At 68.8% G+C, this 17,922-nt stretch carries 21 protein-coding genes; 14 read left to right on the forward strand and 7 right to left on the reverse strand.

Annotated features, from left to right (window positions below):
• Positions 1-126: 126 nt before the first annotated feature.
• Positions 127-990, reverse strand: coding sequence for a phytanoyl-CoA dioxygenase family protein (locus WU80_RS16050; protein WP_055403756.1), 864 nt, complete (start codon positions 988-990; stop codon positions 127-129).
• A 50-nt stretch (positions 991-1,040) separates the two neighbouring features.
• Positions 1,041-2,498, reverse strand: coding sequence for a phospholipase D-like domain-containing protein (locus WU80_RS16055; protein WP_055403757.1), 1,458 nt, complete (start codon positions 2,496-2,498; stop codon positions 1,041-1,043).
• 127 nt (positions 2,499-2,625) lie between these two features.
• Here WU80_RS16055 and WU80_RS16060 point away from each other — a divergent pair, with 127 nt between their 5' ends.
• From WU80_RS16060 to WU80_RS16085, 6 genes are read left to right on the forward strand one after another with little or no spacing between them, the layout of a single operon-like run.
• Complete coding sequence (locus tag WU80_RS16060) at positions 2,626-3,015, forward strand: DUF732 domain-containing protein (protein WP_055403787.1); 390 nt, start codon at positions 2,626-2,628, stop codon at positions 3,013-3,015.
• 55 nt (positions 3,016-3,070) lie between these two features.
• Positions 3,071-3,499 (forward strand): YkvA family protein, encoded by a 429-nt coding sequence (locus WU80_RS16065; protein WP_055403758.1) that lies wholly within the window; start codon positions 3,071-3,073, stop codon positions 3,497-3,499.
• A 1-nt stretch (position 3,500) separates the two neighbouring features.
• Complete coding sequence (locus WU80_RS16070; protein ID WP_055403759.1) at positions 3,501-3,752, forward strand: hypothetical protein; 252 nt, start codon at positions 3,501-3,503, stop codon at positions 3,750-3,752.
• 33 nt (positions 3,753-3,785) lie between these two features.
• Complete coding sequence (locus tag WU80_RS16075; RefSeq protein ID WP_055403760.1) at positions 3,786-4,181, forward strand: DUF4267 domain-containing protein; 396 nt, start codon at positions 3,786-3,788, stop codon at positions 4,179-4,181.
• Positions 4,182-4,230: 49 nt separating this feature from the next.
• The gene (locus WU80_RS16080) at positions 4,231-5,772 is read left to right on the forward strand and encodes an adenylate/guanylate cyclase domain-containing protein (RefSeq protein WP_055403761.1); all 1,542 of its coding nucleotides are present in this window, start codon (positions 4,231-4,233) and stop codon (positions 5,770-5,772) included.
• A gap of 39 nt (positions 5,773-5,811) precedes the next feature.
• Positions 5,812-6,639 carry an LLM class F420-dependent oxidoreductase gene (locus WU80_RS16085; RefSeq protein WP_055403762.1) on the forward strand — a complete coding sequence of 276 codons (828 nt, stop codon included), beginning with the start codon at positions 5,812-5,814 and terminating at the stop codon, positions 6,637-6,639.
• Between the two features lie 2 nt (positions 6,640-6,641).
• Here WU80_RS16085 and WU80_RS16090 read toward each other — a convergent pair whose 3' ends face one another.
• From WU80_RS16090 to WU80_RS16100, 3 genes are all read right to left on the reverse strand, one after another.
• Positions 6,642-8,084, reverse strand: coding sequence for a YdiU family protein (locus tag WU80_RS16090; RefSeq protein WP_197281265.1), 1,443 nt, complete (start codon positions 8,082-8,084; stop codon positions 6,642-6,644).
• A 40-nt stretch (positions 8,085-8,124) separates the two neighbouring features.
• Positions 8,125-8,694 (reverse strand): hemerythrin domain-containing protein, encoded by a 570-nt coding sequence (locus WU80_RS16095; protein ID WP_055403764.1) that lies wholly within the window; start codon positions 8,692-8,694, stop codon positions 8,125-8,127.
• Positions 8,695-8,875: 181 nt separating this feature from the next.
• The gene (locus tag WU80_RS16100; protein WP_055403765.1) at positions 8,876-9,151 is read right to left on the reverse strand and encodes a WGxxGxxG family protein; all 276 of its coding nucleotides are present in this window, start codon (positions 9,149-9,151) and stop codon (positions 8,876-8,878) included.
• 309 nt (positions 9,152-9,460) lie between these two features.
• On the opposite strand from WU80_RS16100, the gene WU80_RS16105 reads away from it, so the two are divergent.
• The 6 genes from WU80_RS16105 to WU80_RS16130 all read left to right on the forward strand — a co-directional run bounded on the left by WU80_RS16105 (position 9,461) and on the right by WU80_RS16130 (position 14,105).
• The gene (locus tag WU80_RS16105; protein WP_055403766.1) at positions 9,461-10,423 is read left to right on the forward strand and encodes a hypothetical protein; all 963 of its coding nucleotides are present in this window, start codon (positions 9,461-9,463) and stop codon (positions 10,421-10,423) included.
• Positions 10,424-10,572: 149 nt separating this feature from the next.
• A complete protein-coding gene (locus WU80_RS16110) occupies positions 10,573-11,496 on the forward strand; it encodes a CoA ester lyase (RefSeq protein ID WP_055403767.1) in 924 nt (307 codons plus the stop codon).
• Between the two features lie 21 nt (positions 11,497-11,517).
• A complete protein-coding gene (locus WU80_RS16115) occupies positions 11,518-12,213 on the forward strand; it encodes a DsbA family protein (protein ID WP_055403768.1) in 696 nt (231 codons plus the stop codon).
• 25 nt (positions 12,214-12,238) lie between these two features.
• Positions 12,239-12,595 carry a DUF488 domain-containing protein gene (locus WU80_RS16120; protein WP_055403769.1) on the forward strand — a complete coding sequence of 119 codons (357 nt, stop codon included), beginning with the start codon at positions 12,239-12,241 and terminating at the stop codon, positions 12,593-12,595.
• Positions 12,596-12,615: 20 nt separating this feature from the next.
• A complete protein-coding gene (locus WU80_RS16125) occupies positions 12,616-13,491 on the forward strand; it encodes an LLM class F420-dependent oxidoreductase (RefSeq protein WP_055403770.1) in 876 nt (291 codons plus the stop codon).
• On the forward strand, positions 13,488-14,105 hold the full coding sequence (locus WU80_RS16130) for a GNAT family N-acetyltransferase (RefSeq protein ID WP_055403771.1): 618 nt from the start codon (positions 13,488-13,490) through the stop codon (positions 14,103-14,105). The genes WU80_RS16125 and WU80_RS16130 overlap by 4 nt, the downstream gene beginning before the upstream one ends.
• Position 14,106: 1 nt before the next feature.
• Here WU80_RS16130 and crcB (WU80_RS16135) read toward each other — a convergent pair whose 3' ends face one another.
• Entirely contained in the window at positions 14,107-14,487 is a 381-nt protein-coding gene (gene crcB, locus WU80_RS16135) for a fluoride efflux transporter CrcB (protein WP_055403772.1), read from the reverse strand.
• Entirely contained in the window at positions 14,484-14,879 is a 396-nt protein-coding gene (gene crcB / locus WU80_RS16140) for a fluoride efflux transporter CrcB (protein ID WP_055403773.1), read from the reverse strand. Before crcB (WU80_RS16140) ends, crcB (WU80_RS16135) begins: the two co-directional genes overlap by 4 nt.
• Before the next feature lie 106 nt (positions 14,880-14,985).
• Here crcB (WU80_RS16140) and pgm point away from each other — a divergent pair, with 106 nt between their 5' ends.
• Together pgm and WU80_RS16150 are read left to right on the forward strand one after the other, a co-directional pair.
• On the forward strand, positions 14,986-16,626 hold the full coding sequence (gene pgm / locus WU80_RS16145) for a phosphoglucomutase (alpha-D-glucose-1,6-bisphosphate-dependent) (RefSeq protein ID WP_055403774.1): 1,641 nt from the start codon (positions 14,986-14,988) through the stop codon (positions 16,624-16,626).
• A 92-nt stretch (positions 16,627-16,718) separates the two neighbouring features.
• A complete protein-coding gene (locus tag WU80_RS16150) occupies positions 16,719-17,885 on the forward strand; it encodes an MFS transporter (RefSeq protein ID WP_082459890.1) in 1,167 nt (388 codons plus the stop codon).
• Positions 17,886-17,922 lie beyond the last annotated feature (37 nt).

The following is a 17,922-nucleotide window of genomic DNA, read 5'->3' on the forward strand; positions in this document are numbered from 1 at the left end:
GTGTATAAGAGACAGGCCATCGCGCTGAGCCGCAGCCAGGCGATCGAACTCGTTGGCGCGCAACGGTCCTCGCCGACGCCCGATGCGGCCGCGCTGGTCGGCGTCAGCGGCGAGCGGACCTAGGGCCTACGAATCCTCGGCGGTATCCAGCAGCCGCAGCGGGTGCAGGCCGTCGACCGCGCCGACGAACGGCGGGTGGATGCTGTAGCCGAGCATGCGGCGAATGTCATCGGAAACCGATCGCGCGATGTCACGCGAGATGGACAACGTGAAGGCCTCCATCGGGCGCAGCCACGGTTGGCAGTACTGCGCGGTGACGGCAAGGCGCTCGCGGTCGGTTTTGTTCGCGCCCCCGCCGTGCCAAAGCGTGCCCACGAAGAACACGCACGAACCGGCCGGCATCACCACGGGCAGCGCCGCATCGTCAGGGCCGGGCCGGCGCTTGCCCCATCGGTGGCTGCCGGGGTACAGAACGGTGGCGCCGTTGTCGGCGGTGAAGTCGTCGATGGCCCAGATCGTCGCTGCCGCCAAGGGATCTCGTGGGCGCGGCACAGGGTAGAACCCGTCGTCGTGGTGCGCCAGCTGCGCGGCCTCGCCCGGTTGAATGTTGATGGCCTGCAACGCCGAAAGCAGGTAGTTCGGCATCAGCAGGCGATCGAGGACGGCCAGCACCCGCGGGTTGTCGACGAGCCCGTCGCACACCCGGGTGCGGCTCAGCAGGCTGTAGATGCGCTGGGTGTGCCGGCCCTCAAACGAGTTGCGTCCGGTGTGCCCGAGCCACGGACGCACGACCTCACGGATTTCATGGCACTGCTCGGCGGTCAGCAGGCCTTCCCAGATGACGTAACCGTCGCGGTCCAGGGCCGCCATGTCGGCGTCGACGGTCGCGCCGTCGACCGAGCTCCCACCAGTCGGCGTCCGCTTGTACCGCTGCGCCAGATCACCCCTGAGGTCCTCCAGCGTCGTCACGGACTCGTCGTCGGCATTCATTGGCACTCGTCCTTCATCCCGGTCCCACATTAAGCCGAGTTCGCCGCAACTCAACCCCTCAAACCGGTGATGAACCGTTGCACGCTTCGGGTCAGCGATCGCGGAACGTGGTCGGGGTCCATCAGGTCGTTTTCCGCCAGCGGTCCCGCCTCGTCGGCCACGGTGCGCTCGGTGAACGGTCGCAACGTCTTGCCGTCCCCGCGGAGCGCTTCGATCGCCTTGCGGACCGACCGGCATTCACGCATCGCCTGTTCGAACTCTTTGTCGGACACGCCGAGGTGCTCGGCCACCAATTGATCTCGCACCGAGGTGATTTCGCTGCGCACGCCGTCGTCTTCGGAACTCGCCGGTTGCGCCTCGATGGCCAGATCGCATTCGCTGTCGAACCCCATCGATCGGTTGTTGAGGTTCGACGATCCGATGCGCAGGAACCGGTCGTCCACCGCCATCACCTTCGAGTGGACGTAGATGGGTGCCCCGCCGTCGGCAACCGGCCAGTAGATGCCCAGCCGCCGATGGACGTCGGCGGCCCACAGCACCTGAATGAGCCGATGGCGAGCGGAGTCCATCGTTCCCCGCTCGAGCGGGTTGTTGCCCCGGCGGGCGACGACGATGACGATCTCCGGGCCATCATCTTCCCGTAGCCGGGCGGCCAGCGCCTCGACCATGCGTCGGGCCGCCAGATACTGGTTCTCCAGATAGATGGTGTCGCGCGCCGCCGCGATCGCCGCGAGGTTGAGCGCCTCGACGTCCCGGGTCTCGGGGCGACCGTCGAGTTCCGGCAGGGTTAGCGCGATTCCGACGTCGACGCCACGCAGGGTGGGGCCGAGCTTGCCGGGCCATGCGGTGTGCCTGGCGGTGATCGGCGTCAACGATTGCCCGGTCGCCGTCCGCCACCGCGCCACGGCTTGCTCGCTGAGCGCACGCGCGGCCTCGCCGTCGACCGCTGTGGCGACGTCGTGGCGCGGCCCGTAGCTGCGGCCCAACGTCCGGCGGGCGTAATTGCGATGTTCGTGCGCGCGGGTGTCCCAACGGTCGACGGTGAGGTCGATGCCGCCGCAGAACGCCACCGAATCGTCGATCACCACGATCTTTTGGTGATGGACCGAGCCGGTGGGATGGGCACCGTCGATAGCGAAGTGGATTCGCCTGCTGCTGATCTGGTTGACCAGCGCCACCGGAGTCAGCCCAAACCAGATGCCGTCGAAGGCCGGCAGTAGACGCAGGTTGGACTTCAGTAGGTAGATGTCGAGCGTTGGTCGCTTCCACAGCATCCAATACAGAAAGGCGCCAAGCTGATTGGGGCCGGGCAGCGTCTTGGTGCGGCGCTCGAACGTCATCCTGGCGTCGAAATCCCAACCGACCAGCGTGATCCGGTGCCTGGCCCGCAACATCGCGGCCTTGACCTGCTTGAAGTAATCGGCCGCATCGATGATGTGAGCCCACTGATCGGCGCGCGCCACCCGCCAGCACGTCTGTCCGGGGATCAGCAGTCGGTCGTCGCCCACGCCCGCGCCCTCAACGAGATTGACGGTTCAGCGTGGGCATAGCCCTGTGTACCACAGCCGGCGGCGTCCGACGCCCGCGTGGACAGGTCGGCAGGACAACGCCGCCCATCTGTACGAGGATGGAACGGTGCGGACGCTTCTCGTGCTGGCGAGCCTCGCCGCCATGATCGCCGCGGCCTCGCCCGCACACGCCGATCCGACCGGTAACCCCGACGCGAACTTTTTGGCGGCACTCGATCGGGCCGGCGTCCCGTACAAAAACGGCGCCGTCGCCGTACAGGTCGCCAAGAAGGCCTGCGAACTTATGGACCAGGGTCACTCCAAAGCCGCCGTCATCCAGAGTGTGACGTCAGAGAACGGGGGATTCACGGTCTCGGACGCGACCAGCTTCACCACCAGCGCGGTGAACGCCTACTGTCCCCAGCACATCGGAGAGCCGGACACGGTCGCACCGCCGCCTCCGACCAACACCGGGATGTTCCCCTGGATTCCGTTGCCGCCGCTAGGCGCTGGTTAGACAGAAACGCGGGCGTTCGCAGAGGGGTTGGCACGCGGCGGCCAGGCCCGCCAAGATGGACATGGTGTGGCCCGACTGGTGGATGATTCTGATCGGCATCGCGAGTGCGTTCGCGGTGATCTGGGTGCTCCTGGCCCTCACCTTCTGGCTGCTGAGACCCAAGGCCAAGTTGCAGGACCTGGTGCGCCTGCTGCCCGACGTGCTCCGCCTGTTGAAACGCCTCGCCGCCGATTCCGAGTTGCCACGCCGGATCCGGATCGCATTGGTGGCGTTGATCGCCTTCGTCGTGTCGCCCATCGACCTGATCCCGGACGCGATCCCGGTCATCGGATTCGCCGACGACGTGGTGATCGTCGGCTTGGTGCTGCGCTGGGTCAGCCGGGTGGCCGGACCCGACGCGCTGGCCAGGCACTGGCCCGGTAGCCCCGACGGCCTGGCGACGCTGTGCTGGCTGTGCGGGCTGCCCGATCCCGCGCTGGAGTGACATGGACCTGCTTCGACGCACCCTGGGTTACCGGGTCAGGATCGGCGCACTGATCGAACTCGCGCTGTGGCTGGCCATCCCCTACCTGTGTATCGGCTTCGTGTGGACGCTTTTTCACGCCGAAGAGGCTCGACAGATTCAGGCCCGGGTGGAGGCGGTGTCGCCCACGGGAGCCGACGTCGTAGCCTTCGGCCTGACCACGGCGCTATGGCCGGCCTCGATACAAATCGCCCGGGCGTGCCCCGCCCCATAGGCAAGAGCGCGGTTTGCTCCTAGGCTGCCGGGCATGGCCATCGACCGAGCCGCGCTTCTGGCGGGCAGCATCCGATTCACCTCCGGCGTCTGGTTCCTCGTCGAGCCGTTGAGCGCCAACCGGTTCTGGGGAGATTCGCAGGAGCCGACGCCGACGGCGCGACTGTTGTTGCGGTCCATGGGTTATCGCGACGCGCTGATCGGCGGGCTGCTCGCGACCGCGGCGTTGCGCGGCAAGCACACTCGCGGCTGGTTCCTGGCCTCCGGCGGTGCCGACGCCGCCGACCTGCTGGGCGGTCTCAGCGTCCACGACGAATTGAAGCCCGCACAGCAACTCATCGGACTGGGCGGCGCCGTCGTCGGCATCGGCGTCGGACTCTGGGGCGCCGCGCGGCGGAGCACCCGGAAGAGCGAAGCGCCGACGACCTGAACCAAGCAAAGCCGTACGCATTTGCTGGGCCGGGTCGTACGCTCATGGCGTGCCCGAAACAGCGTATGCAAACTGCGGTGATCTCAGCCTCGCGTACCAGGTGTTCGGCGCCGGACCGGTCAACCTGGTGTTCGCCGGGTCATTCGTCAGCCACGTCGAAATGTTCTGGACCGTGCCGGAGTTCGAGGCGTTCATGGGCCGGCTCTCGACGTTTTGCCGCGTGCTGCTGTTCGACAAGGCCGGAGTTGGACTCTCCGACCCCGTTCCGAAGGTGCGGACGCTCGAGGACCGGGCGGCCGAGATCGAGGCGGTCATGGACGCCGCCGGGTTCAAAGACGCGGTGCTGTTCGGGGTTAGCGAGGGCGGCCCCGCGGCCATGCTGTTTGCCGCGACACGGCCCAAACGCACGCGGGCGCTGATCATCACCGGTTCCTCCTCCTTCACCGGCTGGGGGTCGTGGGAGGACATGGAGGGAGACCCGGCGGCGCTGCGGGAGAGGATGGCGCCCGCGCTCGGCGACGCCTACACGCCGTCGGTGGATCAGGTCGCCAGGTTCCAGGGGTTCGGCCGGGCGATCCGCCGTTCGTGGGGGAGCGGTGAGGCGCTTCGGAGTCTGCTGCCGTCGATCCGATCGACGCGCCAGCTCGCGATGCTGGAACGCATGAGCGCCAGCCCCGGAATGGCCCGGGCGACAATGGAATCCGCGTTCACAATTGACATCCGTCCCATCTTGCCGACGATCAGCGCACCCGCCCTGGTGATCCACGCCACGGCCGATTTGGTGCCCGTGCAGTTCGGCCGCTATATCGCCGAGCACATCCCGAACGCGCGAATGCTGGAAGTGGCCGGCGACGACCACGCGCCGTGGTTCACCGACCCCGACCGCATTACCACCGAGATCGAAGAGTTCCTGACCGGCAGCCACAGCGCGCCGCCGCAATCCGAGCGCGCTTTGCGCACGGTGCTCTTCACCGACATCGTCGCGTCCACCGAACGCGCGGCGGCGGACGGCGACGAACGGTGGCGCGCGGTCCTGCAACGCTTCGGTGAGATCACCACCGGCGCGACGGAGCGGTTCGGCGGAAAGGTGGTCAAGAGCACCGGTGACGGCCACCTCGCCACCTTCGACGGGCCGACGCAGGCGATCCGTTGCGCCGAGGCCCTGCACGACCAGGCCGAAACGCTGGGCATCGAGCTGCGGGTGGGCATCCATACGGGGGAGTGCGAACTGCTCGGCGCCGACATCGGGGGGATCGCGGTGCACATCGCCGCCCGCATCCTCGCCCTGGCCGGGCCCCGCGAGATCCTGGTCTCCAGCACCGTGCGGGACCTGGTCGTCGGCTCGGGAACCCACTTCGAGGACCGGGGTGGGGCCGAGCTGCGCGGCGTGCCCGGCACCTGGCAGATCCTCGCCGTCGACCGGCACCGCGCCGGCGCGCCCTCACGCGACGCCCAGTTGGCCGCCGCGCCCACGCCCGGCCCCCGAACGGCGATGCGGCGGTCCGACCGCGCCGTTGCGCTGATGGCCAAGCGCGCTCCCTGGATGCTGCGCGGCGTGGCGCGTCTGGTCCCCGTGGCCGAACGCGGGTAAGGGGTCGCCCCGACGAGTTGAATGCGGTTGACTGGCGCCATGGCTGTGGGCGTGCTGACATTCATCACCGACGAGGGCATCGGACCGGCAGAGCTGGGTCGGGCGCTCGAAGAGCGTGGGTTCGAGTCGCTGTTCCTGGCCGAGCACACCCACATCCCGGCGGGCGAGGTAACGCCCTACCCGGCGGGTGGGCCGATTCCGCGGAAGTATTACCGCACGCTGGATCCGTTCGTCGCATTGACGGCGGCCGCCGTCGTCACCGAGCGGCTGGTCCTGGGCACCGGCATCGCGCTGGTGCCCCAGCGCGATCCCATTCACACGGCCAAGGAAGTGGCGTCACTGGATCTGGTGTCGCAGGGTCGATTTCGGTTCGGCGTGGGCGTGGGCTGGTTGCGCGAGGAAATCGCCAACCACGGGGTCGACCCGTCGGTCCGGGGACGGGTGGTCGACGAGCGATTGGACGCGATGATCGAGATCTGGACGCACGAAAAGGCCGAATTTCACGGCGAATTCGTGGACTTTGGCCCCATCTACAGCTGGCCCAAGCCGGTGCAAGAGGCCTATCCGCCGCTGTACTTCGGCGGCGGACCCGCGGGCTTCAAACGCATCGCCCGGCTGCACGCCGGCTGGCTGTCGATGACACCGTCGGCGGAGGCGTTGGCGCCTCAACTGGAGCGGCTGCGCGATGCGGCCGGCAGCGACGTGCCCGTGATCAGCCTCCATGCCGGCGCATCGACGGCCAAAGAGCTCGAGGGCTACCTCGCTCTGGGAGTGGAGCACCTGCTGGTGGAACTGCCCACCGAACCTCGCGACGAAACGCTTCGCCGGCTCGACGAGCTGCGGGCCGAGTTTGCGAAGCTAACGTAAGGCTAAGTGCCGCAAAACGTTTGGTACTTCCCGAAGTCCTCGGGGGCCGGGGTGGCGTAGCGTTCCAGCCCCGGTCTTTCGTCGTAGGGTGCCCTCACCGCGGCCAGCAGCCGCTCGACGGGGGCGAGGTCGCCGGCCGTCGCGGCGGTCAGCGCCTCCTCGACCAGGTGGTTGCGCGGGATGTAGACCGGGTTGGCCCGGTCCATGACGTCCGCGTCCGGGCGCAGGGCCTGCCAGCGCGGCAGCCACGCGTCGAACCCGGCGAGGTCGATGAACTCCCCGCGCGCCGGTTCGGTGTCGCCGCGCGCGGCTCGGCCGAGCCGACGGAAAAAGGAGGTGTAGTCGACGTGGCTGCCCTTCAGCAAGGCCAGCAAGTCATCGACCAGCGCCGCGAAGTCTCGGGCGTCGACGTCGGACACGCCGAGTTTGGCGCGCATCCCCGACGACCACACGGCGTCGTACTCGCGCTGGAACACCCCGAACGATTGCTCCGCCAGCGCGACTCCCTCCTCGACATCGTCGGAGAACAGCGGAAGCAGCGTCTCGGCGAAGCGGGCGAGGTTCCAGCCGGCGACCAGGGGCTGGTTGCCATACGCGTAGCGGCCCCAGAAGTCGATGGAACTGAAGACCGTCTCGGGGTCGTAGGCCTCCATGAACGCGCACGGCCCGTAGTCGATCGTTTCGCCCGAGATCGTCATGTTGTCGGTGTTCATCACCCCGTGGACGAATCCGATCAGCATCCAGCGCGCAATCAGCGACGCCTGGACGGCGACCACCCCCTCGAAGAGCGCCAGGTAGGGGCGTTCGGCGTCCGCGGCGCCGGGGTGGTGCCGGGCGATCGCGTGGTCGGCGAGGCGCCGCAGCAGGTCCACGTCGCCGGTCGACGCGGCGAACTGGAAGCTGCCCACCCGCAGGTGGCTGCTGGCCACACGCGCCAAGACGGCTCCCGGAAGTTCCGCCTCGCGCAGCACCGGGCGGCCGGTGCCCACGACGGCCAACGATCGCGTGGTGGGCACCCCGAGCGAATGCATGGCCTCGCTGACGATGTACTCGCGCAGCATCGGCCCCACCGCGGCCAGGCCGTCGCCGCCGCGGGCGAACGGTGTCGGCCCGGAGCCCTTCAGGTGGACGTCACGCAAGCGTCCGTCGCGGTCGACGAGTTCGCCGAGCAGCAGCGCGCGGCCGTCGCCCAGCCGTGGCACGAAGCCGCCGAACTGATGCCCGGCGTAGGCCTGGGCCACCGGCGCGGCCGAGCTGGGGACCAACGCGCCGACCAGGAAGCGCAGCCCGTCGGGGCCGCGCAACCAGTCGGCGTCCAGGCCAAGCTCGGTGGCGAGCCGCTCGTTGAACGCGAGCAGCCGGAGGTCGGCCGGGGCCTCGGCTTGCCAGCGGACCGCCATCTCCGGCAGTTCACGGAAGAACCGGTCCTGCAGGGCAACGGTCATATCCGGGGCGACGCTCACCTCTACGAGCCTACGTAAACGGCTAGGAGCCGAGGGCCTGGCCGATCAGGTCCCGGGCCCGGTCCAGCATCGAGGCGAACGGCCCAAGGGCGAAGTTGAGCTTCGCCGACTCCACGCCGGGGTGCGGGTGGGTTGGCGCGATGGCCTGCGCCGCTCGCACCGCGGTGCCCATCCGCTTGAGGTCAGCCTCGTCGACTTCCCGCTGCAGCACGGGGAACTCGTCGCTTTCCTCCTGATTGGCGTGGTCGAGCACGGCGTCGCGCAGCTTGGTCACCTCGTTGACGAACTCCTGCGAGGTGATGTCGAGTTTCTCGATCTGCGACAGCAACTCCTTGGCCTCGTGCTCCTCTTTGAGGCGGGCGTCGACGATCGCGTCGCCGGCGTCGGCCTCGCGGCGCACGCGCGGATGCACCACCATTTCCTCGGCCGTCTCGTGCACGGCCAGCAGCTGACGCAGCGTGGTGAACGGCTTTTCTCGCGCCTGGGGGTCAGTCGCGTGCAGCACCTCGTCGAACAGGTCCTCGATCAGGTTGTGCTGCGCCTTCAGGAACGCGACGACTTCCTCGGGCGATTGGACAATCATGTCGGCCATCGCCGATACCTCCACTGTTCTCGGGGATTAGGGACGCGCACGATGGGCTGTGTGCGGCTTGGCGAGGCATACCCGCTGCACAAACGCCTAAACGACGCCGCGCTGCTGCGCGCCGCCGCCTTCGCGGCCAGATCCCCGCCAGGCGTGGGCGCCTGACGGGGATCTGAACTGTGCGAACGCGTCAGACGGTGCGGTCGTGGGTGGCCGGCCCGACGCCGGTCCCGACGGCGGTGTCCTTCCGGCGCCTCAGCCCGGCGAGCCCGCCCAACCCGAGGAGGCCGACGAGGCCCCACAGCCCGGTGTTGTCGCTGTGCTGATCAGTGTTGTTGCTGTTGTCCGCCAACGTCGTTGTGGTCGCCGTCGGTGCGGGAGCGCTCGGGGTGGTGGCGTTAGCTACACCTGCCCCACCCAACAGCAGTGCCCCGGTGGCGGAAGCAATCGCAATGGCCTTACGCATGTCTACTCCTAAAGGGTTTTTCCTAGCCCAGGCGGGTGACCAGGTTGCTCTAGCCCCCCACGGGAAGCGACGCGCGGCAATGGGCCGCAGCGTGGCGACTGCTGGCTACCCCGGGCAGCCCGCGGGAAACCCGTTCCCAGAACGCGTTTCGTTTGCTGTCCTAGCCGGCTGGCGGAGGACGCCATACCGCCGAAAGCGATCTGCGTCACAGGGCGGACGGTGATGTTATCGGCCGGCGGCCGAATGGGTAGCCGCTAAAAAGGCGCTTTCATGCCGAGCCAATCAATCAATGCAGGAGGCCACATTTCGATGACTTCATCGGACAAGACCACGGTGCTCGCGCAGTTGCGCGCGCTCCACCAGCTGACCAACACCGAGATCCAGGTTGCCGAGACCCGCATCGCGCAGGCCCGCACCGAGGCCGTCCAGCGTGAGCTGACGCAGAACGCGTCGAACGCCCGCGGCCGGTCGGAGGCCATCGAGAAGGCGATCCGCGACCTGGGCGGCGTCCCCGACATCGTGGGCCCGTTCCTGGGCCGTGCGGCCGCGGCGGTCAAGGCCCTGACCGAGCAGGCCCAGCCGTTCGACGAGGCGCTACTGGGTGACCTCGCGCTCGAGGACCAGCTCCTGGACCGCTCCCGCTACCTCAAAGCCCTGGCCGTCGCCGCCGAGCTTCCCGACGTGGAGAGCCTGGCGACGCGGCTGATCACCGCCCACTCGGCGACCGTCGACTGGCTGACGACCGTGCTGGCCGAGGACGCGCTGGGCGGCCCGGCCGCGCTGCGTCGCACGCCGTTGCAGGCGGCCGCCGGCACCGCGGTGAAATTGGTGAACCTGCCGGTCGAGTGGTCGTTCCGAGGCGTGGACCGGGCCGCGGACGCGCTGCGTTCGGCCCGCCCGACCTTCAACGAATTCGTCAGCCGCGGCGCCCACGCCGGTGACGTGGCGACGAAGGCGCTCGCCGCGTCCCGGAACGCCGCCCTCGAGGCGGCCGAGAAGGTCACCCGCGGCGAGGGCGCGCGGCAGGCCGCCGACGCCCTGCACGCGGCCCGCACGGCGGTGGGGGTCCTGGATCCCGACGAGCTGCCCATCGCCAACTACGACGAGCTCAACGTCAGCGAGGCCGTCGCCGAGGTGAAGGAGCTCGCCAATCCGCGCGACGTGCGCGCGATCATCGCCTACGAGGAGGCGAACAAGAATCGCCAGCGGGTGGTTTCGGCCGCCCAGACGCGCGTCGCCGCGATCGCGCAGGAGGTTGTCGGCATCAACTAGCTCACGGCGGGCTTACGCGAGGCCGCCCGGGCGACCGTTCTGGTCCGTCCGGGCGGCCGAGCCGTTTCTCGGGGACATGCCCAACCGGTCGTTGGGGCTTATCGCTACGGTTAGAGCCAGCCCGACATCGCCAACAACGAAAAGACGAGATGTACGACCAGGTCAACAGCAGCGCGACGGAGCCCGACGACGTCATCGGCTACCGCATCGATCCCGTTCTGGCCCGCAGCTGGCTGCTGGTCAACGGTGCGCACGCCGACCGCTTCCAGTCCGCGGCGCACTCCCGCGCCGACATCGTCGTGCTCGACATCGAGGACGCCGTCGCGCCCAAGGACAAGCACGCCGCGCGTGACAACGTGGTGAGTTGGCTGAGCGCCGGCAACACCGACTGGGTCCGGGTCAATGGCTTCGGCACGCCGTGGTGGGCGGACGACCTCGCCGCGCTGGCCGCGACGCCGGTCGGCGGGGTGATGCTGGCGATGGTCGAATCGGTGGACCACGTCACCGAGACCGCGCAGCGGCTGCCCAACGTCCCGATCGTGGCGCTGGTGGAAACGGCCCGCGGGCTGGAGCGCATCACCGAAATCGCCGCCGCCAAGGGCACCTTCCGGCTGGCGTTCGGCATCGGCGATTTCCGCCGCGATACCGGTTTCGGTGAGGACCCGAGCACGCTGGCCTACGCCCGGTCGCGGTTCACGATCGCCGCGAAGGCGGCCAGCCTGCCCAGCGCCATCGACGGGCCCACGATCGGCTCCAACGCGCTGAAGCTGATCGAGGCCACCGCGGTGTCCGTGGAGTTCGGGATGACGGGCAAGATCTGCCTGACCCCGGATCAATGCGCCGTGGTGAACGAGGGGCTGTCGCCGTCGCAAGACGAAATATCTTGGGCGAAAGAGTTTTTCGCGGAGTTCGAACGCGACGGCGGGGAGATTCGCAACGGCTCCGACCTGCCGCGCATCGCCAGGGCCACCAAGATCCTCGAACTGGCGCGCGCCTACGGCATAGAATCGTCGGACTTCGACGACGAAGAACGGGATCATTCGCCCGCGCCGTCGGACACCTATCACTACTGAGTTCGCGAGACGGGTCGACAGATGAGCGTTGCCGTGGATTTCCATTTCGACCCGATGTGCCCGTTCGCTTACCAGACCTCGCTGTGGATCCGCGACGTTCGCGAGCAGCTGGGAATCACCGTCGACTGGCGCTTTTTCAGCCTCGAGGAGGTCAACCGGTCGGAGGGCCAGAAACACCCGTGGGAGCGGGAGTGGTCCTATGGCTGGTCGCTGATGCGGATCGGGGCGCTGCTGCGCCGCACCGACATGTCGCTGCTGGACCGCTGGTACGCCGCCGTCGGGCACGAACTGCACACGCTGGGCGGCAAACCGCACGATCCGGCCGTCGCGCGGCGCTTGCTGAGCGACATCGGGGTCGAGGCGTCGGTTCTCGATGCGGCGCTTGACGACCCGACGACTCACGACGAGATACTGCGCGAGCATCAGCGGGTCATTGACGCCGGCGGCTACGGGGTGCCCACGCTTTTCCTGTTGGGGCAGTGCCTGTTTGGGCCGGTGCTGGTGGACCCGCCGACCGGGCCGCAGGCCCTGACGCTGTGGAACGTCGTCGCCGGCATGGCCGAGTTGCCGCACGTGTACGAGCTGCAGCGACCCAAATCGCCGGCCGACGCGGAACTGATCGGCCGCGCGTTGCGCCCATACCTGGATGGGCGTGACTGGGTCAGCATCAATCGCGGCGAGGTCATCGACGTCGAGCGCCTCACCGGCCAGGCTTGACCGCGCCCTCGCTACGCTGGCGAGCGTGACCGGCAAGGGCCCCATCCGGGTGGCGCGGGTCTACGACGACCTCACACCCGAGGACGGCCAGCGCGTGCTGGTCGACCGGATCTGGCCGCGGGGAGTGCGCAAGGACGACCCCCGGGTGGGCATCTGGTGCAGGGAGGTCGCGCCGTCCAAGGACCTCCGCGAGTGGTATCACCACCGGCCCGAACTCTTCGACGAATTCGCGTCGCGTTACCACGCGGAACTGCGCGGCAACCCGGCGCTCGGGGAATTGCGGGAACTGGCCAAGCGCGGCGGCGTCACCCTGGTCACCGCCACCCGCACCCCCGACATCAGCCACGCGGCCGTTCTGGTGGAGCTGCTGAAAAGCCGCTGACCGCGTGAGACGATCGGCCGATGCGGCTGGGATTGCATGCCCTGGGGATCGGTGCCGGCGCCGACCGCGCGGTGATCGACGCCGTGGCGTCAACCGCGGACGCCTGCGGCTTCGCCACGTTGTGGGTGGGCGAACACGTGGTCATGGTCGACCAGCCCGCCTCTCGCTATCCCTACTCCGATGACGGCGTGATTGCCGTTCCCGCACAAGCGGATTGGCTCGATCCGATGATCGCCCTGAGCTTCGCCGCGGCCGCTTCGTCGCGGATCCGGCTGGCGACGGGCGTGCTGCTGCTCCCCGAACACAACCCCGTGGTGGTGGCCAAGCAGGCGGCCAGCCTGGATCGGCTCAGCGGTGGGCGCCTGGCGCTGGGGGTCGGCATCGGGTGGTCCCGGGAGGAATTCGCCGCACTGTCGGTGCCCTTCGCCCGGCGGGGGGCGCGCACCGCCGAATACGTCGCCGCGATGCGCGCGCTGTGGCGAGACGACATCGCTTCGTTCCACGGTGACTTCGTTGGGTTCGACTCGATCCGGGTCAACCCGAAGCCGGTGCGCGATCGTCGTATCCCGATAGTGGTTGGCGGCAACAGCGATTCGGCGATGAGGCGGGTGGCTAACTGGGCGGACGGCTGGTACGGGTTCAACCTCGACGGCGTTGGCGCCGCGCGCGATCGGATCGCCACACTGGACCGGTTGTGCGCCGAGGCGGGGCGTGACCGTGCGCAACTGCGGCTCTCGGTGGCGCTGCGCGACGCGGGGTTGGGCGACGTCGGCGCGCTCACCGAATTGGGCGTGGACGAATTGGTTCTCGTCGAGTCGCCGCCCGAGGCCCCCGAGGCGGCGGCCGATTGGGTCTCGGCGCTGGCCGAGCGGTGGATGGCGGTGATACCGGCGTGAGCCAGACCGATCCGGTGCTGCCGCGGGAGTTGACCGACATCACCGACGAGGTTCGTGCGGTCCCGCCGCCGCCCATACCGACGTTGCCCGAGCCCTACGGCCTGCGACTCGTCGACCCGGACGCCGACGCCGAGATGATCGCCGAGTGGATGAACCGGCCGCACCTGGCGCAAGCGTGGGAGTCCGCGTGGCCGGTGGCGCGCTGGCACCGCTACCTACGTGCGCAACTCGATGGCGGCTTTTCCCGGCCGTTCATCGCCACACTCGACGCGATTCCGCGCGCGTACATCGAATTATACAGGGCGGCAAAGGATTCCATCGCCAAGCGGTATGAGTATGATCCCCACGACCTGGGTCTGCACGTCGCGGTCGCCGATCTGGAGTACATCAAGCGCGGACACGTCAGTTTCCTGCTGCCGCATTTGGTGGGCAGCATTTTGGGCCTGGATCCGGCATGCCGGCGCATCATGTTCGATCCCGACCACCGCAACGTCCTGGCCCGCACGTTCTGCGAGCGGGGCGGCTGCCTGTTCCTCGGCGAGCACCAGATGGCGAACCGGCGGATGGCGCTGTACATGCTGCCGCGCACGCCCGAGGACGGGCCGCGCGCCTGAGTCAGACGAGCTCGGCGAGCCGCTGCGCGAGGAAGGCGGCCGCTTCACCGAGCACGACGCTGACGACGATGTTGGCCGTCGCCGCGCGCACCTGGCGTTCCTCGCCGAGCCGCTGTGTCTCCAGCATCCAGGTGGAGAACGTGGTGTAGGCGCCCACGAACGCGGTGCCGGCCAGCAGGGCCGCCTCCTTGCTGAGCACGAGGCCCCCGAGGAAGCCGAGCAGCGCGGCGCCGCTGATGTTCACGACCAGCGTGCCGAACGGAAAGGACCGCGCGGCCCGGCGGGCCACCGCGCGGTCGACCACGAAGCGCAGCACCGACCCGATGCCGCCGATCACCACGACGCCGGCCCACACCGCGACGGTCGTGACCGTGGCCGTCATCCGCGGATCCGTACCCGGCGCACCAGCTTGGTGGCCACGTGCACCGCCAGCAGTCCCAGCACGATGCTGGCGAGGGTGTAACCCGCTGCCAGGGCCCAATGGCCGTGTTCGAGCATGCGCACCGTCTCGACCTGCATCGTGGAGAACGTCGTGAGCCCGCCGCACAATCCGGTCCCGAGCAGCGGGCGCCGATAGCTCGACAGCGGCAACCGCTCCAGCAGCCGGGTGGTGAAGTAACCCAACAGGAAGGCGCCGACAATGTTCACCGTGAACGTCGGCCAGGGCCAGCTCGCCGGGTCGCCCGCGGCGAGTGTGCCCAAGCCGGCGCGGGCCAGGGAGCCCAGCGCCCCGCCGGCGAACACCGCGGCCAGCTCGCGATAGTCGTGTGCCACGCGCGATCCCTTCCGGCTTTGCCAGGACTTACGGGTGGGTGAACCGGGGACGTCAGAAAAGTACCTGACAAGTCGGTCACGTGCGGCGCGGGCAGAATTGACAACCATGGCCCACCCCCGTGCCGGTCAGCCGGCCCAGCCCGAAGACCTTGTCGATCTGCCTCACCTGGTGACGGCCTACTACACGGTGGCGCCCGATCCCGACGACGTCGCTCAGCAGGTGGTGTTCGGCACGTCGGGCCATCGCGGGTCGGCGCTGAGCGGGGCCTTCAACGAGGCCCACATCCTGGCCATCACCCAGGCGATCGTCGAATACCGCGCGGCGCACGGCACAACCGGGCCGTTGTTCATCGGCCGTGACACGCACGGGCTCTCCGAGCCGGCGTGGGTGTCGGCGCTGGAGGTGCTGGCCGCCAACGATGTGGTGGCGATGATCGACTCGCGCGACCGCTACACGCCCACACCGGCGGTCAGCCACGCCATCCTGCGCTACAACCGCGGACGCACCGAAGGTCTGGCCGACGGGATCGTCGTCACGCCCTCGCACAACCCGCCGCCCGACGGCGGCTTCAAGTACAACCCGCCCAACGGCGGTCCCGCGGACACCGATGCGACCAACGCAATCGCCAAGCGCGCCAACGAGATTCTGCGCGCCAGGGGAGCGGAGGTGAAGCGGGTGCCGCTGGCCCGCGCGCTCGGCAGCGTCGAGCGCTACGACTACCTGGGCACCTACGTCGACGACCTGCCGAACGTGGTCGACATCGACGCGATCCGCGCGGCCGGGGTGCGCATCGGCGCCGACCCGCTGGGCGGCGCGAGCGTCGACTACTGGGGTGAGATCGCCCAGCGGCACGGCCTCGACCTGACGGTGGTGAACCCACTGGTCGACGCGACCTGGCGGTTCATGACGCTCGACCATGACGGCAAGATCCGGATGGACTGCAGCTCGCCCGACGCGATGGCTGGGCTCATCCGCGTGATCGCCACCTCGGACCTCTATCAGATCGCCACCGGCAACGACGCCGACTCCGACCGGCACGGCATCGTCACTCCCGACGAGGGGCTGCTCAACCCCAACCACTACCTCGCGGTGGCCATCGACTACCTCTACACGCACCGGCCGTCGTGGCCGGAGGGCATCGCCGTCGGCAAGACGGCCGTCAGTTCGTCGATCATCGACCGGGTGGTCGCCGGGATCGGCCGCAAGCTCGTCGAGGTGCCGGTCGGGTTCAAGTGGTTCGTCGACGGCCTGATCGGCGGGACCATCGGCTTCGGCGGCGAGGAGTCCGCGGGGGCGTCGTTCCTGCGGCGCGACGGCTCGGTGTGGACCACCGACAAGGACGGCATCATCCTGGCGCTGCTGGCGTCCGAGATTTTGGCCGTCACCGGATCGAGCCCGTCGGAGCGCTATCGGGAGCTGACCGACGAGTACGGCACGCCGTCGTATGCGCGGCTCGACGCGCCCGCCGACCGTGAGCAAAAGGCCCGCCTGGCCAAGCTCTCCCCGGATCAGGTGACCGCCACCGAGGTGGCCGGCGAGCCGATCACCGCGAAACTCACCGCGGCGCCCGGCAATGGCGCCGCGCTGGGTGGGCTGAAGGTGACAACCGCCAACGCATGGTTTGCCGCGCGGCCGTCCGGCACCGAGGACGTGTACAAGATTTACGCCGAATCGTTCAACGGCCCGGAGCATTTGGCCCAGGTGCAGGAAGCCGCGCGCGAGGTGGTTAATAAAGTCATTGGGTGACCATTTCCCTTCGCCTCGCCCGCACGGGGGAATGCGGGTCCCGTCCGGCGCGCTTGCCGCGCGAAGCGTGGATCCTCAGCTGGGCGAACATCATGGTCGCGCTGGGCTACGGGGTCGTCTCGCCGGCGCTACCCGCATTCGCGCATACCTTCGGGGTCAGCATCAAGGCGGTGACTTTCTTGGTCACCGTCTTTTCGTTGAGCCGCCTGTGTTTCGCCCCGGTCAGCGGGGCGCTTGTGCAACGGCTGGGCGAACGGCGGATCTACATCGGCGGTTTGCTGATCGTGGCGTTGTCCACGATCGCGTGCGCATATTCGCACACCTATTGGCAGTTATTGACTTTCCGCGCGATCAGCGGCATCGGCTCGACGATGTTTTTTGTCTCGGCCCTGGGCCTGATGATCCATATCAGCCCGCCCGACGCGCGCGGGCGGATCGCGGGCCTGTTCACCACCTCGTTCATGGTGGGCGCGGTCGGCGGCCCGGTGATCGGCGGCCTGACGGCCGGCTGGGGGTTGACCGCTCCGTTCATCGTGTACGGCGTCGTCATGCTCGGAGTGGTCGTGGCGCTGTTCTTCGGCCTGCGGCATTCGGCGCTGGCCGCGCCGCCACCCCCGACACGCTCCACGGTGACGATGCGCCAGGCGCTGCGTTACCGCGCGTATTGGTCGGCGCTGCTGGCGAATTTCGCGACGGGCTGGTCCGCGTTCGGTCTGCGCGTCGCGCTGGTCCCGCTGTTCTTGTCCGACGTCATGGGCGAAAGCGTCGGCGTCATCGGGGCGGCGCTGTCGGCGTTCGCGGCGGGTAACGCCGTGGCCGTCGTCCCCAGCGGCTATCTGTCCGACCGGATGGGACGGCGCACGTTGTTGATCGTCGGACTGGCGGCATCCGGTGTGGCGACCGCCGCGCTCGGTGTCGTGTCGTCGTTGCCGGCGTTCATGGTCGCGGCGGCCGTGTCCGGCGCGACGACCGGCATCTTCATGTCGCCGATGCAGGCGGCGGTGGCCGACCTGCTGGGCAGCGAGGCGCGCGCGGGCATGCCGGTGGCGGCGGTGCAGATGGTGTCCGACCTGGGTGCCATCGTCGGCTCCGTGACCGTCGGCTGGGCCGCCGAGAAGCTGGGTTTCGGGTGGGGCTTCGGCATCAGCGGGATCGTCCTGCTGATCGCCGCCCTCGGTTGGGTGCTGGCGCCGGAAACCCGGACGGTCATCCAGCCCGAAGCCGTGCCGGCCGAGGCGGACGACGACGAGGCGGCCTGATCAGCAGCTTTGAACCACGGTTGCGGTTGGTGTAGCT

It is taken from the genome of Mycobacterium sp. UM_11 (assembly GCF_001414075.1).
Classification (GTDB): domain Bacteria; phylum Actinomycetota; class Actinomycetes; order Mycobacteriales; family Mycobacteriaceae; genus Mycobacterium.

What these genes read in the sequence shown, in the direction of transcription:
- WU80_RS16050 (WP_055403756.1), bottom strand. Translation starts at nt 990, where the DNA reads ATGAATGCCGACGACGAGTCCGTGACGACGCTGGAGGACCTCAGGGGT.
- WU80_RS16065 (WP_055403758.1), top strand. Translation starts at nt 3,071, where the DNA reads ATGGACATGGTGTGGCCCGACTGGTGGATGATTCTGATCGGCATCGCG.
- WU80_RS16070 (WP_055403759.1), top strand. Translation starts at nt 3,501, where the DNA reads ATGGACCTGCTTCGACGCACCCTGGGTTACCGGGTCAGGATCGGCGCA.
- WU80_RS16075 (WP_055403760.1), top strand. Translation starts at nt 3,786, where the DNA reads ATGGCCATCGACCGAGCCGCGCTTCTGGCGGGCAGCATCCGATTCACC.
- WU80_RS16085 (WP_055403762.1), top strand. Translation starts at nt 5,812, where the DNA reads ATGGCTGTGGGCGTGCTGACATTCATCACCGACGAGGGCATCGGACCG.
- WU80_RS16090 (WP_197281265.1), bottom strand. Translation starts at nt 8,084, where the DNA reads ATGACCGTTGCCCTGCAGGACCGGTTCTTCCGTGAACTGCCGGAGATG.
- WU80_RS16095 (WP_055403764.1), bottom strand. Translation starts at nt 8,694, where the DNA reads ATGGCCGACATGATTGTCCAATCGCCCGAGGAAGTCGTCGCGTTCCTG.
- WU80_RS16100 (WP_055403765.1), bottom strand. Translation starts at nt 9,151, where the DNA reads ATGCGTAAGGCCATTGCGATTGCTTCCGCCACCGGGGCACTGCTGTTG.
- WU80_RS16105 (WP_055403766.1), top strand. Translation starts at nt 9,461, where the DNA reads ATGACTTCATCGGACAAGACCACGGTGCTCGCGCAGTTGCGCGCGCTC.
- WU80_RS16110 (WP_055403767.1), top strand. Translation starts at nt 10,573, where the DNA reads ATGTACGACCAGGTCAACAGCAGCGCGACGGAGCCCGACGACGTCATC.
- WU80_RS16115 (WP_055403768.1), top strand. Translation starts at nt 11,518, where the DNA reads ATGAGCGTTGCCGTGGATTTCCATTTCGACCCGATGTGCCCGTTCGCT.
- WU80_RS16125 (WP_055403770.1), top strand. Translation starts at nt 12,616, where the DNA reads ATGCGGCTGGGATTGCATGCCCTGGGGATCGGTGCCGGCGCCGACCGC.
- crcB (WP_055403772.1), bottom strand. Translation starts at nt 14,487, where the DNA reads ATGACGGCCACGGTCACGACCGTCGCGGTGTGGGCCGGCGTCGTGGTG.
- pgm (WP_055403774.1), top strand. Translation starts at nt 14,986, where the DNA reads ATGGCCCACCCCCGTGCCGGTCAGCCGGCCCAGCCCGAAGACCTTGTC.
- WU80_RS16150 (WP_082459890.1), top strand. Translation starts at nt 16,719, where the DNA reads ATGGTCGCGCTGGGCTACGGGGTCGTCTCGCCGGCGCTACCCGCATTC.